The organism is Massilia antarctica, from assembly GCF_015689335.1.
GTDB classification, from domain to species: Bacteria; Pseudomonadota; Gammaproteobacteria; order Burkholderiales; family Burkholderiaceae_D; genus Telluria_A; species Telluria_A antarctica.
In genome coordinates this window covers 4,428,974-4,444,915 of sequence record NZ_CP065053.1, presented here as the reverse complement: position 1 = coordinate 4,444,915, position 15,942 = coordinate 4,428,974, and the positions used below count along the sequence as shown (strand labels likewise).

Genomic DNA, 15,942 nt, shown 5'->3' with positions numbered 1-15,942 from the left:
ACGGGTACTGCGGGGGGACTGAACTGTCTGCGCTGCGAATCAGCGCGAATACGTGACCGAAACATACGGTGTGACAGTGCGCGTTTTGAAACGCTGCGGCTTGCTGAGCGGGGTGGCCAGGCTGATATCGAATACCAGCGACTTCCATCTGCCGCGCAGGCCGGCGGCGAAACCGGCCAGGGTGTCGCCGACCAGGCCGGCGGCGCTCGGCCCCCAGACCTTGCCGGCGTCGAGCGCGATGAAGGCGCTGCTGTCGATGCCTGCGAACGATGGCAGGCCGGTCGAGACGTCCTGGCGCAGGATCGCACCGCTTTCGGCCAGCAGCACGCTGTCGCCGTCGAAGCCGCGCACGCTGTAGCGCCCGCCGATGCTGATCTGGTCGGCCGACAAGGTCATGTCGCCGGTCTTTTGCAGGCGCAGGCTGGCGCTGTACTGCAGCGCGCGTTCGGCCAGCTTGAACGGCTGACTGTAGGACGCGTTGAAGCTAACGATGCGCGGGCGCAGGGTCAGGCCGCCGCCGGCCGCGCTCGGATAATCCGCCTCGGCGCTGCCCAGGCCGATGCCCTGGCGGTAGCCGAGGTCAAGATCGAGCAAGCCCTGGCCGAGGTATTGCTTCAAGGTCAGGCCGCCCTGGGCGCTGGTGGTGCGGCGGCGCTGCACGACCAGTTCCACGTCGTCGAGAAAGCTCCGGGCGCGGCGGGTCGAGATGGCCGCATACACGCCGGCCTTGGCCGATCCGCTGCGCCATGCCAGGTAATTCCATTTGGCCTCGGCCGTGCTGCTGCTGCCGCTGGACAGGAAACGCGCCGTCGTGCCTTGCACGAACTGGGCGAAGCGGCTGCTGCTACGCGACACGCTGAAGCTGTGGTAATCCCAGGGAATGCTGTAGTTGGCCGACAGGCTGGTGCTGCGGTGGTCGCGCTTGGGCTGCTGGGCGTTGATGTTGCCGCTCAGGCTGAAAATATCGTTCAGGCCGGCAGCATTGTCGAGCGACAGCGAACCGGACAACTGCGCCCGGCCCAGGGCCACCGAACCGGAATTGTCCAGGCTGACGGAAGCATGCGTGCGCTCCAGCAGGCTACCGGCATGGCGTTCGAGCAGCACGATGCTGGTGTCCGCATCCATGCCCGGTTCGATGCGGGTCGTGACCGCCTGGCTCGGCAAGCGCTTCATCTGTTCGACGCCCTGCTCCAGGTCGCGGATGTTGAGCACGTCGCCGGCGGACAGCGGAAAGGCGTTTTTCCAGGTGCCCCAGGCATCGTCCGCCACGTCGCCCGGCACGCCGGCCTTGACCATCTTCACGCCGGCAACCCGGCCGACGTGCAGAGCGAACACCAGCTTGCCCTCGCTCAGGTTCTGCTGAGGCAGGCTGACCCGGCTGGTGACATAACCCTGTGCGACCAGCCTTGTGTCGAGCACGGCGGCGATCTGGCGCACTCCTTGCACGCCGACGCATTGGCCGATGAAGGGCGCCACGGTCGATGCCATCGAGCCGAGCTCCTGCTTGCCACCAACAGTAATGGTCTTGATAAGGAAGCAAGGCGTCTCGACGGGCAGCTTGCTCATGTCGGCGGCTGCCGGCACCGGTTGCAGCAGGTCGGCCTTGGTTTGCAATTGCTGCTGCTGTTCGCGCAGGCGTTCCTCTTGCCGCCGGATGCCTTCCTGGGCGACGTCGAGCGGATTGGGCGCGCTTGCTGCCGGCACGGGAAGCTGCTGCGCTGATACCGCGGACGCCGACATGAGCAGCAGCGCGGCGCGCACGAGGGAAGCCAGGGCGAGACGGCGCGGCAGGAAACGAAGCGATTTTTGAGTGTAAGCAGGCAGCATGGCGGGCAGGCGACAGCCCACATACATGGTCTGATCTATTGCACAAATTCTAATGAGTCGAGCAGTTTAGCAGATGTCAGTGCATTTAAGAAATTGTTTAATGACAATATTCTGCTGTTTTTCGACATTCAGGCCGCCTGTGCCCTGCATTCCGGACGCATTCCTGCCCCGTAAAAATTATGCTGTCATAGGTAAATTATGCTTCCTTTTGAACATTGCTTTTTTGACTTCACACTTTCCATTTTTGCAGCATAAATACAACATCTTCTTGTAACCGTCAGTGGTTTTCCCGATATTGGCCACCGCATTGACTCACTCGGTCCACATGGCCGCGCCGCTCCACCGGGACGGCCGCGCCGGCACGCCATCGAGCACGGCGCCGTTGGTGGCGATGACCTCGCGATAAAAATACGCGCTATCCTTCAGGGTGCGCTCCTGGGTCGCGAAGTTCACGTGCACGATGCCGAAGCGTTTGGAAAAGCCATGCGCCCATTCCAGGTTGTCGAGCAGCGACCAGGCGCAGTAGCCGCGCACGTCCACGCCCTGTTGAATCGCCTCGTGGATCGCGCGCAGGTGCTTCTGGTAGTAATCGACGCGCAGCGGGTCGTGCACCCGCCCTCCTTCGGCCACCGGCGGATCGAAGAACGCGGCGCCATTTTCGGTGATGTACAGCGGCGGATTGCCGTAGCGCGCCGCCACCCATGCGAGCGTGTCGCTCAAGCCCTTGGCGTAGACTTCCCAGCCTGTTTCGGTGTAGGTGGCCAGTGGCTGGCGCACCGCCACCGCGCGCAGCGGATAGGCAGTCGCTTCGTCGCGCGTGACGCTGCGCGTGTAGTAATTGACGCCGATGAAGTCGAGCGGCTGGCGAATCAGCTCGAAATCCTCGGCCGGCCATGCGGGCCAGGCGTCGCCATACACCTCCTTCATCTTGTCGGGATAGCGCCCGAAAAACACCGGATCGAGAAATTGCCCGTTCATGTAGGCGTGGCCGCGCGCGGCCGCTTCCTGGTCGGCCGCGCTGTCGCTGGCCGGGTACTTCGGCTCCAGGTTGACCACCAGTCCGATCTCGTGTCTGCCCACCTCGCGGTACACCTTCACCGCCGCGCCGTGTGCGCGCAGCAGGTTGTGCGCGGCGATGGGCGCTTCGAAGCGGTTGCGGTGCCCGGGCGCCAAGGTGCCATGCAGGTAGCCGCCGTCGGACACCACCCACGGCTCGTTGAGCGTGGCCCAGGAGGTGACCCGGTCGTCGAGGCGCTCGAACATCACGCGCGCATAGTCGGCGAACCAGCCGGCGATGTCGCGATTGAGCCAGCCGCCCTGGTTGTCCAGCGCCTCCGGCAAATCCCAGTGGAACAGGGTGACCATCGGCCTGATGCCGTGCGCCAGCAAGCAGTCCACCAGCTCGTCGTAGAAGCCGATCCCGACGGGATTGACCGCGCCACGGCCGGCCGGCATGATCCGGCTCCACGAAATGCTGAAGCGGTAAGCCTGCAAGCCAATCTCGCGCATCAGCGCCACATCCTGCGCCGAGCGCCGGTAATGATCGCAGGCCACGTCGCCCGTGTCGCCGTCGCGGATATTGCCGGGCGAGTGAGCGAAGCGCTGCCAGATGCTCGGCCCCGCGCCATCGGCCAGCGGCGAGCCTTCGATCTGGTAGGCCGACGTCGATGCGCCCCACAGGAAGTGCTTGGGAAATACGATTGCGTTCGTCATGGTTTTGCCCTGGTGATGTTCACTGCGATAACAACGGCGGACGGCGGCCTTATCCCTTTACGCTGCCGACCAGCAGGCCCTGGATGTAATAGCGCTGCAAGACCAGGAACAGCAGCAGCACCGGCAAAATGGTGAGTACCGAACCGGCCATCATCATCTCGTTGTCCTGCACATGCTCGCGCGAGAGCGATGCCAGCGCCACCGGCAAGGTGTACAGATCCTTGTCGGTGAGGACGATCAAAGGCCACATGAAGTCGTTCCAGCTGCCCAGGAAACTGAAGATCGACAAGGTCACCAGGATCGGCGCCAGCAGCGGCAGCACGATAGCGCGGAAGATGCGGAACTCGCTGGCGCCATCGAGCCGCGCCGCCTCCAGCAGCGCATCGGGAATCGTCAGCGCGTACTGGCGCACCAGGAAAATCCCGAAGATGCTCGCCGCCGCCGGCACCAGCACCCCGATGTAGGTATTCACAAGTCCCATCTGCTTCATGATCAGGAACAGCGGCAGCATCGCCACCTGTCCCGGAATCACCAGTGCGCCCAGCAGCAGCTTGAAGATGCGGTCGCGTCCCGCGAAGCGCAGCTTGGCGAAGGCGTAGCCCGCGCCGACGTTGAACGCGAGCGAGAGCAAGGTCGCGGCCAGTGCCAGCATGAGGCTGTTGAGGAAATAGCGACCGATGCCGGCCTGCGAAAACAGCTCCATGTAATTGGCCAGGGTGACCTGGCGCGGCAGCAGCGGCGGCGGAAAGTGGCTCGCCTCGCCGTGCGCCATGAACGACACGGACGTCATCCACAGCAGCGGAAACGTGGCCAGCAGCGCGCACAGGACCAGCATGGCGTTCACGAACACGCGCCGCGGATTGGCGCCGGCGCGCGCGCTCATTCTTCCAGCCCGCGGCCGGCCACGCGCATTTGCAGCATGGTCACGCCGAACATCAGCAGGAACAGGATGAAGGCAACCGCCGTGGCGCTGCCCAGGTTCCACCACTTGAAGCCCTGCTCGTACATGAAGTACAACACGCTGACGGTGCTTTGCAGCGGCCCGCCCTCGGTCATCATGTACGGTTCGGCGAACAGCTGGAAGTAGCCGGCCATGGTGAGGATGCTGACCATGAACATGGTCGGCGCCAGCGCCGGCAAAGTGATATGGCGCAGCATGGCGACGCTGCGCGCGCCATCGAGTTCGGCCGCCTCGTACAGGTCGCGCGGTATGCTTTGCAGGCCGGCCAGGAAGATGATCATGTTGTAGCCGAAGTTTTTCCAGACCGCGAACAGGATAATCGAGGGCATCGCGAAGCGTGGATCGCCCAGCCAGTCGACCGGCGCCAGGCCCGCCAGATCGAGCCCGTAATTGATGAAGCCATAGCGCGAGTGATACAGGTAGCGCCAGATGACGGCGACAGCCACCATCGACGTCACCACCGGCGCGAAGAAGGCGGTGCGAAACAGCGGCTTGAACCACGCAAGCCGCGAATTGAGCAGCAGCGCCGCGCCGAGCGATGCGGCGATCGAGAGCGGCACGCCGGCCACCACGAAAAACAGCGTGTTACCCAGCGCCTTCCAGAACAGCGGCGTTTGCAGCAGCTCGGCATAGTTGGCAAGGCCGATGAAGCGCAGGTTGTTCAGGTCCGCCAGCGCGTACAGGTCGAAGTCGGTCATGCTCATCGCCAGCGCGGCCAACACCGGCACGAAGAAAAACACGCCGATCACCAGCAGCGGCGGCCCTACCATCCACCATGCGGCGCGCCCGCTGTTCATGCCCGGCCCCGCTGATCGAGCATCCAGCGGCGTTTTTCCAGAATGCGGTCAGTGCGCGCATCGAGTTCCGTCACGGCCTGCTCGAGCGTCATGCGCCCCGCCACCAGCTGCTCGGCCACGATGCGCATTTCGGTGCCGATGCGCTCCCATTCCGGCACCTTGGGCGGCGACTTGGCGCGTTCGAGCTGTTCGCGGAACGCGGCCGAATACGGGTCGTCCTGCAATGCCGGGTCGTTCCACGCACTGCGCCGCGGTGGCAGGTTGCCGGTCATCTGGTAAAAACGGCGCTGCACCTCGGGCTGCGACAGGTATTCGACCACCTTCCACGCTTCTTCCTTGTGCTGCGACGCCTTGAACACGACCAGGCTGGCGCCCCCGGCCACCGACGCACCGGCGCCGTGCGGTCCCGGCAAGGGCGCCGTCATCCAGGTGTGCTGCTTCTCAAGCGGCAGGCGCCGTTTGAATTCACCGATATTCCACGGGCCCGAGATGTAAAAGGCGAAGAATCCTTTGGCGAATTCGTCCCACACGTTCGAAATCGCGGTGGCCGACAGGCGCGGGGCCAGGCCAGTTCTGAACAGGTCGAGGTAGAACTGCAAGGTTGCGCGAAAATCGGCGTGGCGGAAGTCGCCGAAACGCCCTCCTTCGCGCAGCAGCGGCGCTTCCTGCTGCAGCGCCAGCGAGAGCAGTTGTTCGTATTCGTTCAGGGGCAGCAGCACGCCATAGTTCTGCGGGCTGCGCTGCTTGAGCGCGCGCATCGCCTCGGTCCATTCGGCCCAGCTGACGGGCGCCTTGGCGAATCCGGCGTCCGCCAGCAAGTCCTTGCGGTAGTAGATCAGGCGCGTGTCGACGTACCAGGGCACGCCGTACAAGGTAGTGTCGATCTGGTTCGACGCCCAGATGCCGGGAAAATAGTCGGCGCTGGCCACGCCGTTGGGACGGTCGATCCGGTCGCCCAGCGGCTCGATCGCGCCCAGCGCGGCGAACTGCGGTATCCATGTGTTCCCCAACTGGCACAGGTCTGGCGTCACGTCGCCGGCAAATGCGGTGAGCAGCTTTTCCTGCGCCGACAACCACGGCAACTGCTGCACCTTGATGCGGATGCCGGGGTTGGCGCGTTCGAAGTCGGCCAGCAGTTCCTTGACCACTTCGCCCTCGCGCCCCATGGCCCACAGGCGCAGCTCCACCGGGCCGCCGCTGCGCCGTTCGCAGCCGGCCAGCAGCAGCGCCAGCGCCGAGCCGGCGACCCAGTGGCGCCGCCGCAAATTCATGGCTTGGCCTCGGTATCGAGCCACCCGCCGCTAAAGCCCGCGCGCCGCAAGCCGGTGCGGATCACCGGGTTGCCGCGCATGACGCGCCACACCGATTCGTCGCGGTAGTTGGCGATCATGGCCAGGATCGGCCCCTGGTCGATGCCCAGGTAGTCGGTATCGATCCAGCCGAAGCCCGGCACGCGCCGCCCGTTGGCCAGCTTGATGCCGAAGTCGAAACTCGGATTGAAGGCGTCGAGGAAACCGTATTGGCCGTAAATCTGCTTGCCGTAACGCGCGTGCATGTCGGTCATCGCCGGAATGGCGATCTCCGGCGCGAACGCGATCGACGCCACTGCGCCGGTCGGGGCGACGGTGCAGTCGTCGGCATGCTCCTTGCCCATGCCGCGCCCCGCGTAGCTGCGGAACTTGCGCCGGGTGCCGCCGTCGGTGATGGTCGCATCGGCCGGGCCGTCGCTGGCCGTCACGCCCCACAATTTGGCGCCGTAACCCTTGCAGCCGAGCGGATTGGCGATCGCGTAGGCCTGCTGCGCGTACGTGGCGCGCCGGCTGTTTTCGAAGTAGTCGATGCCGCGTTTGCGCATGTAGGCATCCTGGATGCCGCGAAAATCGATCCACACGTGCGAATACTGGTGCCCGAAGTGCGAGGCGAATCCCAGGTGTTCCTGGCCCCATGAGGTGCCCCAGGTCTTGTCGTAGCTGCTGGTCCACTCGTCCCACGCCGTCGGATCGACCGGATGGGTCGGCGACGCCAGCGCCAGCACGTACACCAGCATCGCCTCGTTGTAGCCGCGCCAGTCGTAAGGCAGCATGCCGGTTTCCGGATGCCAGCCAAGCACGATCGCCGGCGGGCGCGCCTGCGCCCACTGCCAGTCGATGCGTTGATACAGTTCGTCGGCCAGGCGGCGGATTTCCGCCTCCTCCTCGCCCGCCCCGTCGAAATACGATTGCACGTGCAGCACGCCGGCCATCAGCAGGGCCGTGTCGATCGTGGACAGCTCCGATTTCGAACTGCGCGCGCCGGTTTTCATGTCCAGGAAGTGATAGAAAAAGCCCTTGTAGCCGCTCATGCCCTTCGCCTGCCTGCCTTGCGGCGCATTGCGGAAAAAGCGCAGGGTGGTGAGCACCCTTTCGCGCGCCTGCGCCCGCGTGATGTAGCCGCGCTCGATGCCGATCGGGTACGCCGTCAGGCCGAAGCCGACCGCCGCGATGCTGGAGAACGACGGCGACGGATAACGGTCGGGCACCAGCCCGTTGGCCGGATTGGCGGTCTCCCAGAAAAAACGGAAGGTGCGTTCGGACAGGTCGTCCAGCAGCGCCGCGGCCGGGCCGGTGCCGGGCGGCGCCGCTTTGGCCGGCGCCAGCGGCATCGTCGCGATGGCGCCAACCAGCGCCGCTATCGGCATCAAGCGTTTTCTCATCAACTTCCCTTATTAAAATGCGTAGCGCGCAGTCAGTTTGACCGTGCGCATCGGGCCAGCTACCTCGCCCGCTGTTCCCAGCTTGACGTTGTCGCCGCCAAGATAATTGGGATTATTGGTGGTCGGTCCGCCGCCCCAGGCGTCGTAACCGGCGTAATTGATCGTGTTGAACAGGTTCAGGACGTCCAGGCGCACCGACACCTTGCCGAAACCGACCGCGATATCCTTGGCCATGGCCACGTCCACTTCGCGGAACGCGCCGCCGTCCCCCTTGCGCGACACGCAGGCAGTGAAGCCCTTGGAGCAGTCGGTAATCCGGTACGGCAGGCCGCTGCCCAGGGTGAGCTTGGACGACAGCATGATCCCGTACGGGAGCAGGCGGTCGCTCATCCCCGCCATCACCAGGCGGTGGCGTTCGACGTTGGTCGACGGATTCCACGAATGGGCATAGCGCCCGTAGGTCCAGTTGAAAAGATCGTTGGTCCATTCCTTGTTGGTGGTTTCGCCCCTCGAGTAGGTGTAGGTGGCGGCCAGGCCCCAGCCCGAGGCGGTCGAAAACGGCTTGTCGCCCTTCAGGTAGGCCGACGAGGTTTTCGCCTGCGAGATGAAGTCGCCCAGGATCAGGGTGCCGTAACCGGGCACGGAACTGAACATCGGATCGGTCGGACTGGCGTTGCCCCAGCCGCCGTTGACGTCCCGGTTGCCGCCGAACCAGTTGAACTGGTTGCGGCTGCGCGACACCGTCGCACCGGCTTCGGTATTCCATCCCCCCAGCACCTGGCGCACGCCGAGGCTGAACTGGTCGGTGTACGGCAGTTTATGTTCGCTGCGGATCAGCCAGATTTCGCCACCGGGCTGCGAATTCTTTTGCAGTTCGTCCAGCGCCGCGTTGGCGATGGTGCGGTCGTAGGCGCGTCCGGCGCCGGCGAAGAACACGGTATTGGCGTCTCCGAAAACGTCGTACGACATGCCCACGCGCGGCTGCCACGCATCCTTGAACGGCTTGCGGTTCAACCCGGTGCTGATAAAGTCGCCGATCGTCACGCCGCCCTTGGCCAAGGACTGCGCATAGGTCTGGCCAACAGGGGCGCCCGCGCGCGGGTCCTGCTTGCCGAACAGGCCCGCGCGCTCGGCCGGCGTGACGTAGCTGTCGTTGAGCATATTCGTCTCGTAATCCCAGCGCAGGCCCAAATTGAGTTCGAGCTGCCGCGTCACTTTCCAGTCGTCCTGCAAGTAGATGCCGTACTGGCGGTCGACGTAACTCACACCCGTCGGCGCCAGGGCGGGCGATACTTCGAACGCCTGTGGAATGCCGGTCACATTGTCGATCATCTCGCGCCGGATATCGATGCTGCGCGAGGTGCCATACAGGTCGAAATCGACCTTCTTGACCTTGGCCCCGCCCTTGATCGTGTGGCCGGCCAGGCCGGTCCAGGTCAGGCTGTCGCTGAACGACAGGCCCTTCTGCATGCGGTCCTGGGCATCGGGCGAGCCGCCGGTAAACAATACATCGACCACGTTCTTGGTCTCGTTGCTCGGCGAGACGACGTACTTCACATACGGCGTCGAATTCAAGGCGCTGGGATTCCAGTGGAATTTCTCGTAGCCGATGCGCGCCTCGTTGAGGAAGTCGCCGCGTGTGAATTCGTGTTTCAGGTCGAAGCGCGTTTCGTCGTTCCTGCGGTCCTTCTCGTTGCCCGGCACCGACAGCTTGAAGTCTTCCGGCACCAGGTCGTTTTCGCGCCGGATGCGGGTGGACAGTTCGATCAGGTGGTCCTCGCCGATGCGCGTGGTGAGTTTACCGAGCACCAGGTCTTCCTTGAACTTCGAGGTGGCCGATCCGGCCTGCGCCAGCAGGGACGGCACGATGCCGGCGTTCGGCAGCAAGTCCTGGCGCTGCGCGACGACCTGGCGCGGCGTGTCGATCCGTTTTCCTTCGTACGCGATGAAGTAATGCATCACGTCTTCCTTGATCGGCCCACCGAGTGTTGCACCGTACTGCTTCTGGGAGAAGCGCGGGCGGTCCACGCCCTCGTCCCTGCGCTTCTTCTGGAATGGATCGTAGGCCGTCAGGTTGGCGCCGGTGCGGTCGAAAAACACATCACCATGCAGCTGGTTGGTGCCCGACTTGGTGATCGCCGTGATCGCGGTGGAGCTGACCTGGTCGAATTCAGCCTTGTAGTTTTGCGAGACCACCTTGTACTCGGCCACCGCCGATTGCGGGAACGGGTTGCCGCGCGAGGCGTTAAGCCCGGACATGCCGCCGCGCAGGATGTAGTTTTTCTGCCCGACGCCATCGATGAAGACATTCACGTTGTCCTGGTTCTGCGCCCCGCCCTGCAAGCTGCCGTAGCCGGTCTTGGCTTCGACGTCGAAGCGCACACCAGGCGCCAGGTCGGCAAAGGCGAGGAAGTTGCGCGACACCTGCGGCAAGCTCTCGATCTGCGCGCGCGACACGCTGGTGCCCACTTCCGAGGTCTTGACGTTACGGCGCTGGGCCGAGCCCAGGATCACCACCTGCGCGATGTTGGCGGGATCGGCGGCGCCGACCGACAGGTCGAGCGAGGCGGTCTGGCCGACCGCGAGCGTGAGCTTTTCGGTGGTCTGGCCGCCCACCTTGATCGCATACTCGCCCGGCGGCAGGCCGGTGAGCACATAGCTGCCGTCAGCGGCGGTGGTGGTGCGGTAGTTGTAGCCGGTGGCCGTGTTACTGGCGACGACCAGCGTGGCCGGCGCCGCGGGAGCGCCGCTCTGCGTGATTTGTCCCTTGATGGTGGCGCTGCTCAGCTGCGCCTGCGCCGGCGCGGCGGCCAGCATGGCCACCGTCGACAATCCCACCAATGCCCTGCGCAGTTCGCGCACGCCTGCTTTCATTTTCATGCGGTTCTCCAGTTGTCGTTATTCTTTATTGTCGGTATCCGCGACGCCCTGCGCGTGGGCGCCGCACGAGCGCCGCACCACCAGTTCCGTCTGCACTACCTGCACAGTTTTCTTCGTCCCCAGCGGGTTTTCGATTTCAAAGGCCAGGCACTCGAGCGCGCGGCTGCCCATTTCCGTGATCCGCACCCGCACGGTGGTCAGCGGCGGCGTGACGAAACGCGCCGTGGGCACATCGTCGAAGCCGACCAGCGCAATATCGCGCGGCACCGCCAGCCCGCCCTCGCCCAGCGCGAACAGGCAGCCGATCGCCATCATGTCGTTGGCGGCGAACACCGCGTCGGGCAAGCGTTTCAGGGCCCGCAGCTGCTGGCCCGCGCGGTAGCCGGAATCCTCGCCGAAGTCGCCGCGCAGCACGTCCGGCTCGAACGCCGGAACGCCGGGCAGCAGGCGCGCCATGGTCTCGCGAAAGCCGCGCAGGCGCTCCTGCGACTCGAAGTTGTCCGCCGGTCCGGCGATCATGACGATGCTGCGGTGCCCCATCTCGACCAGATGCTGCACCATGTCGGCCGCGCCGCCGTGATTGTCGACCGCCAGGGCCGAACAATCGTGACCGGTGGCGCGCGTGTTGAGCAGCACGATGGGCAGATTGCCTGCCAGGTTGTCGGCCAAAAAACTGGCGTCCACGTGGGGCGACATGACGATCAGGCCATCGACCCGGCCACTCATGGCACGCATGGCCAGCGCCGCTTCGCCGGCGTCACCGTGCGAACTCGATACCAGCAGGTGCAGGCCGCGCCGGTGCGCCGCCATGTCGATGCCGCGAATAAGCTCGGAAAAAAATTCGCCGTGCAGGTCCGGCAGCACCACGCCGATGGTCTGGGTGCGGCTGGTCGACAGGCTGCGCGCGCCACTGTGCGGAATGTAGCGCAAACTGCGCGCGGCAGCCAGCACCAGCTGGCGCGTCTCCTCGGTGACGGTGCCGCTGCCGTTCAACGCGCGCGACACCGATGCGACCGACACATTCGCCAAGCGCGCCACATCCTTGATCGTTACCCCCATAAAAACGCCACCTTGTCATTCCCCCTGCATAGAAGTCGGGTAACCGATTACATTTTTTCTAATGTAACCCAATCGAGCTCGGCACATCGTGGTTTTTTTGTAAATTTTTCATTGAAAAAAGCGCACCGAATGGTCGAAATTTTACAGTTTCGACAACGATGTCATGTAAAATTTATTACGATGTAACCGCTTACATTACCTCGCTCCTAATGAACACCACCGTTCCCTGCCCATGACTCCGATTCCATTCAGCCCAGCCGCCGGCGCCCGCTTTCTCTCCAACGGTCATTTGCGGGTGCTCGTGACGGCTGCCGGCACCGGCGCGACGGACCTCGGCGAGCATGCGCTGACGCGCTGGCAGGGCGACCCGGTGGAAGATGGCGACGGCCACTTTATCTACCTGCGTGACCGCGACAGCGGCGAGTTCTGGTCGGTCGGCGCCCAGCCCTGCGCCGCCGCCGGCGCCCGCTATGGCTTCGGCGGCGACGATGGCGGCGCGTGGCTGACCTGCCGCCATCTCGGCATCGAGGCGCGGCTCGACATCGTCGTCGCGCCCGAAACCGACATCGAACTGCGCACCCTGACCTTGCGTAACACCAGCGCGCGGGCGCGCCGCATCGAAGTGACCAGCTACCTGGAAGTGGTGCTCAACAAGCGCGACGCGGAAGCCGCGCATCCGGCGTTTTCCAAGCTGTTCGTGCAGACCGAATCGGTGCCCGCCTGTGGCGCCGTGCTGGCGCGGCGCCGTCCGCGCGGCGCCGGCGAGGAATGCATCTGGCTGGTGCACGCGGCCAGCGGCGGCGAGGACGGCGGGGTCGAAACCGACCGCAAACGCTTCATCGGGCGTGGCCGCAGCCTGGGCGCGCCAGCCGCCCTGGCGGCGGGTGCGGCGCTGTCGGGCAGCGTCGGCAATGTGCTCGATCCCTCCTTCAGCCTGCGCCGCAACGTGGCGCTGGAGCCGGATTCGAATGCCGTCATCGCCTTCACCCTGGGCGCGGCGGGCAGCCGCGATGCCGCACTGGCCTTGCTGGCAAGCGCGCCATCGCCGGAACTGGCGGCGCGCACGGCGGGCGAACGCCGCGCCGCCCTCCTGACCGCGCTGGCGCTGGACACCGAACAAGCCGCCTACGCCGAGGCGCTGGCCGCCGCGATCCTGTATGGCGAGAGCGCCCTGCGCGCCGCGGGCGAGGCGCGCGTGCCGAGCGACGCCGTCCCCGACGACCTGGGCATCCCCAGGGACCGCGTGCTGTGCGTGGTGCACGCGATCAGTGCGCGCGACCCGCACGCACAAGCCTTGCTGGACGCCGCGCGCTATTGGGAAGCGCTGGCCCTGCCCCTGCACCTGGTTGTCGTCGGCGCCCCCGCCGACTGGCCCGGCCTGCAAGGCCCGGCCACCCTGCTCGACCCGATGCATGTGCAGAGCGCCGACCTCGATCGCATCGCCGCGCAAGCGCGCATGGTGGTCAAGGGCGAGCTGCCGGCGTTCGCGCCGCGCGCCAGCATCCTGCGCCCGCCACGCCCACCGCAGCGCAAGCACGCGCAGGACGACACCGAACCGGAGCCGCTGAAGTTCTTCAACGGCGACGGCGGCTTTTCCGCCGACGGCAAGGAATATGTCATCCGGCTCGCCTGGGATGGCGCCACGGGCCTGTCGCGCCCGCCCCTGCCCTGGACCAATGTGATCGCCAACGAACAGGTGGGCGTGCTGGTGAGCGAAACCGGCGCCGGCACCACCTGGAGCCGCAACAGCCGCGAACACCGCCTCACGCCGTGGTTCAACGATCCGGTGCGCGACCCGCACGGCGAAGCGCTGTACCTGCGCGACGAAGACGATGGCAGCTGGTGGTCGCCCATGCCCGGCCCGGCGCCGGCCGCCGCCGGCTACGAAGCGGTGCACGGCTTCGGCTACACCACCTTCCGCCATGCCAGCTACGGCTTCGAGCAGGAATGCACGGTGTTCGTGCCGCGCCACGACCCGCTCAAGATCGTGCGCATCCGCGTGCGCAATACCGATGCGCGCAGCCGCACCATCTCGCTGTTCTCGTTCCAGCAACTGGTGCTTGGCTCGACGCCGGACAGCGCGCGCCACGTGTGCACCACGTGGGACGCCGGCGTGCTGCTGGCCACCAACCGCATGGCCGGTCCGTTCGCGGACGGCGTGACCTTCGCCGCCCTGATCGCACCGCCGGCCAGCGCCAGCTTTCACAGCGGCGACCGCGCCGCCTTCATCGGCCCCCAGGGCACCACCGCGCGTCCGGCCGCGCTGGGCGAGGCGCGCCTGGACGGTCGCACCGGCCCCGGTCTCGATCCCTGCGCCGCGTTCCAGGCGCGCCTGACCATCGCCCCCGGCGAGCAGGTCGAATTTGCCGTGCTGCTGGGCGAAACCACTTCCAGCGAGGATGCGCAGGCGCTGGTGCGGCGCTACCGCAACGGCGCGGCGCTCGACCAGGCGCTCCTTGACGTGCGCCAGTTCTGGCACGACACCGTCGGCGCCATCGAGATCGACACCCCGGCGCCGGCCATCGACCTGATGGTCAACGGCTGGCTGGCCTACCAGAACCTGAGCTGCCGCATCTGGGGCCGCACGGCCTTTTACCAGTCGGGCGGCGCGTACGGCTTTCGCGACCAGTTGCAGGACGCCAGTGCCCTGATCTACACCCTGCCCGAAATGACGCGCAAGCAGATCTGCCTGCACGCCGCGCACCAGTTCGTGGAAGGCGACGTGCTGCACTGGTGGCACCCCGCCCCACTGGAAAAAGGCATGCGCACGCGCTTTTCGGACGACCTGCTGTGGCTACCCTACATTACCGCCTTCTATCTCAAGTCCACCGGCGACTGGAGCGTGCTCGATGAAGTCGAGGGCTTCCTGACCGCGCCGCAGCTGGAAGACGGCGAAGACGAAGTATTCCTGCATCCGCAGCCGGCGGGTGTAAGCGCCGACGTCTACGAGCATTGCTGCCGCGCGCTGGACCGCTCCCTCACGCAAGGCGCGCACGGCTTGCCGCTGATGGGCACCGGCGACTGGAACGACGGCATGAGCCGGGTCGGGCGCGAAGGCCGCGGCGAAAGCGTGTGGATGGGCTTTTTCCTGTTCCGCATCATCGGCGACTTTCTGCCTGCGTGCGAAAAGCGCGGCGACAGCGCCCGCATCGCCGCCTATAGCGCCTATCGCGACCATCTGGCAATCGCGCTCAATGGCGAAGGCTGGGATGGCCAATGGTACCGGCGCGCGTTTTACGACAACGGCGCGGTGATGGGCTCAAACCAGAGCGACGAATGCCAGATCGACGCGCTGGCGCAGGCCTGGGCGGTGATCTCGGGTGCGGCGCCGGACGAACGCGCGCACATGGCGCTCGATGCGATGGAAGAACGGCTGGTGTCAGACCACGATGGCCTGATCCGCCTGCTGACGCCGCCTTTCGTCGACACCGCGCAGGACCCCGGCTATATCAAGGGCTATGTGGCTGGTGTGCGCGAAAACGGCGGCCAGTACACGCACGCGGCCTGCTGGGCGGTGCGCGCGATGGCTGAAGCGGGCCGCAACGAGCGCGCCGCGCGGCTGCTGGAAATGCTCAGCCCCATCAGCCACGCGCTCACGCCGGAAGCGGTGGCGCGCTATCAGGTCGAACCGTACGTGATCGCGGCCGACATCTACGGCGCCGAACCGCACGTCGGGCGAGGCGGCTGGACCTGGTACACGGGTTCGGCCGGCTGGGCCTACCGGGTCGCGCTCGAATCGGTGCTCGGGTTCACCTTGGTCGGCGGCGCGGCGATCCGCATCAAGCCGGTGGTGCCGGCGGCGTGGCCGCGTTTTTCCATCCGCTACCGCCTGCCGGACGGCGCCACCAGCTACCACATCGAAGTGATCAACGACGCCATCGGCGACGGCGCGCTGGTGGTGGCTGCCTCGCTTGACGGCCAGGAAGCGCCCATCGAAGGCGGTGCGGCCATGATTCCGATGAAGGCCGACGGCGCCGCGCACCGCGTGGTCATCGTACTGCGTGCGGCCTGAG

General features: G+C 65.7%; 9 protein-coding genes. 1 reads left to right on the top strand and 8 read right to left on the bottom strand.

What is annotated here, in order from left to right:
- Window positions 1-39: 39 nt before the first annotated feature.
- From IV454_RS19865 to IV454_RS19830, 8 genes are all read right to left on the bottom strand, one after another.
- Window positions 40-1,854: a ShlB/FhaC/HecB family hemolysin secretion/activation protein gene (locus IV454_RS19865; RefSeq protein WP_229521735.1), complete on the bottom strand. Its 1,815-nt coding sequence runs from the start codon at window positions 1,852-1,854 to the stop codon at window positions 40-42.
- Between the two features lie 285 nt (window positions 1,855-2,139).
- Entirely contained in the window at window positions 2,140-3,540 is a 1,401-nt protein-coding gene (locus tag IV454_RS19860) for a GH1 family beta-glucosidase (RefSeq protein WP_206087486.1), read from the bottom strand.
- A 49-nt stretch (window positions 3,541-3,589) separates the two neighbouring features.
- Entirely contained in the window at window positions 3,590-4,423 is an 834-nt protein-coding gene (locus IV454_RS19855; RefSeq protein WP_206087485.1) for a carbohydrate ABC transporter permease, read from the bottom strand.
- Window positions 4,420-5,298 (bottom strand): carbohydrate ABC transporter permease, encoded by an 879-nt coding sequence (locus tag IV454_RS19850; RefSeq protein ID WP_206087484.1) that lies wholly within the window; start codon window positions 5,296-5,298, stop codon window positions 4,420-4,422. Before IV454_RS19850 ends, IV454_RS19855 begins: the two co-directional genes overlap by 4 nt.
- Complete coding sequence (locus tag IV454_RS19845) at window positions 5,295-6,569, bottom strand: sugar ABC transporter substrate-binding protein (RefSeq protein ID WP_206087483.1); 1,275 nt, start codon at window positions 6,567-6,569, stop codon at window positions 5,295-5,297. Before IV454_RS19845 ends, IV454_RS19850 begins: the two co-directional genes overlap by 4 nt.
- Window positions 6,566-7,990, bottom strand: coding sequence for a glucoamylase family protein (locus tag IV454_RS19840; protein ID WP_229521734.1), 1,425 nt, complete (start codon window positions 7,988-7,990; stop codon window positions 6,566-6,568). Before IV454_RS19840 ends, IV454_RS19845 begins: the two co-directional genes overlap by 4 nt.
- 12 nt (window positions 7,991-8,002) lie before the next feature.
- Window positions 8,003-10,870: a TonB-dependent receptor gene (locus tag IV454_RS19835; protein WP_206087482.1), complete on the bottom strand. Its 2,868-nt coding sequence runs from the start codon at window positions 10,868-10,870 to the stop codon at window positions 8,003-8,005.
- Window positions 10,871-10,888: 18 nt separating this feature from the next.
- The gene (locus IV454_RS19830; protein WP_206087481.1) at window positions 10,889-11,929 is read right to left on the bottom strand and encodes a LacI family DNA-binding transcriptional regulator; all 1,041 of its coding nucleotides are present in this window, start codon (window positions 11,927-11,929) and stop codon (window positions 10,889-10,891) included.
- A gap of 232 nt (window positions 11,930-12,161) precedes the next feature.
- Here IV454_RS19830 and IV454_RS19825 point away from each other — a divergent pair, with 232 nt between their 5' ends.
- Window positions 12,162-15,941, top strand: coding sequence for a GH36-type glycosyl hydrolase domain-containing protein (locus tag IV454_RS19825; protein WP_206087480.1), 3,780 nt, complete (start codon window positions 12,162-12,164; stop codon window positions 15,939-15,941).
- Window position 15,942: the final 1 nt, after the last annotated feature.

Coding starts and splice junctions, on each gene's coding strand:
- IV454_RS19865 (WP_229521735.1), bottom strand. CDS start 1,854: ATGTATGTGGGCTGTCGCCTGCCCGCCATGCTGCCTGCTTACACTCAA.
- IV454_RS19860 (WP_206087486.1), bottom strand. CDS start 3,540: ATGACGAACGCAATCGTATTTCCCAAGCACTTCCTGTGGGGCGCATCG.
- IV454_RS19855 (WP_206087485.1), bottom strand. CDS start 4,423: ATGAGCGCGCGCGCCGGCGCCAATCCGCGGCGCGTGTTCGTGAACGCC.
- IV454_RS19850 (WP_206087484.1), bottom strand. CDS start 5,298: ATGAACAGCGGGCGCGCCGCATGGTGGATGGTAGGGCCGCCGCTGCTG.
- IV454_RS19845 (WP_206087483.1), bottom strand. CDS start 6,569: ATGAATTTGCGGCGGCGCCACTGGGTCGCCGGCTCGGCGCTGGCGCTG.
- IV454_RS19840 (WP_229521734.1), bottom strand. CDS start 7,990: ATGAGAAAACGCTTGATGCCGATAGCGGCGCTGGTTGGCGCCATCGCG.
- IV454_RS19835 (WP_206087482.1), bottom strand. CDS start 10,870: ATGAAAATGAAAGCAGGCGTGCGCGAACTGCGCAGGGCATTGGTGGGA.
- IV454_RS19830 (WP_206087481.1), bottom strand. CDS start 11,929: ATGGGGGTAACGATCAAGGATGTGGCGCGCTTGGCGAATGTGTCGGTC.
- IV454_RS19825 (WP_206087480.1), top strand. CDS start 12,162: ATGACTCCGATTCCATTCAGCCCAGCCGCCGGCGCCCGCTTTCTCTCC.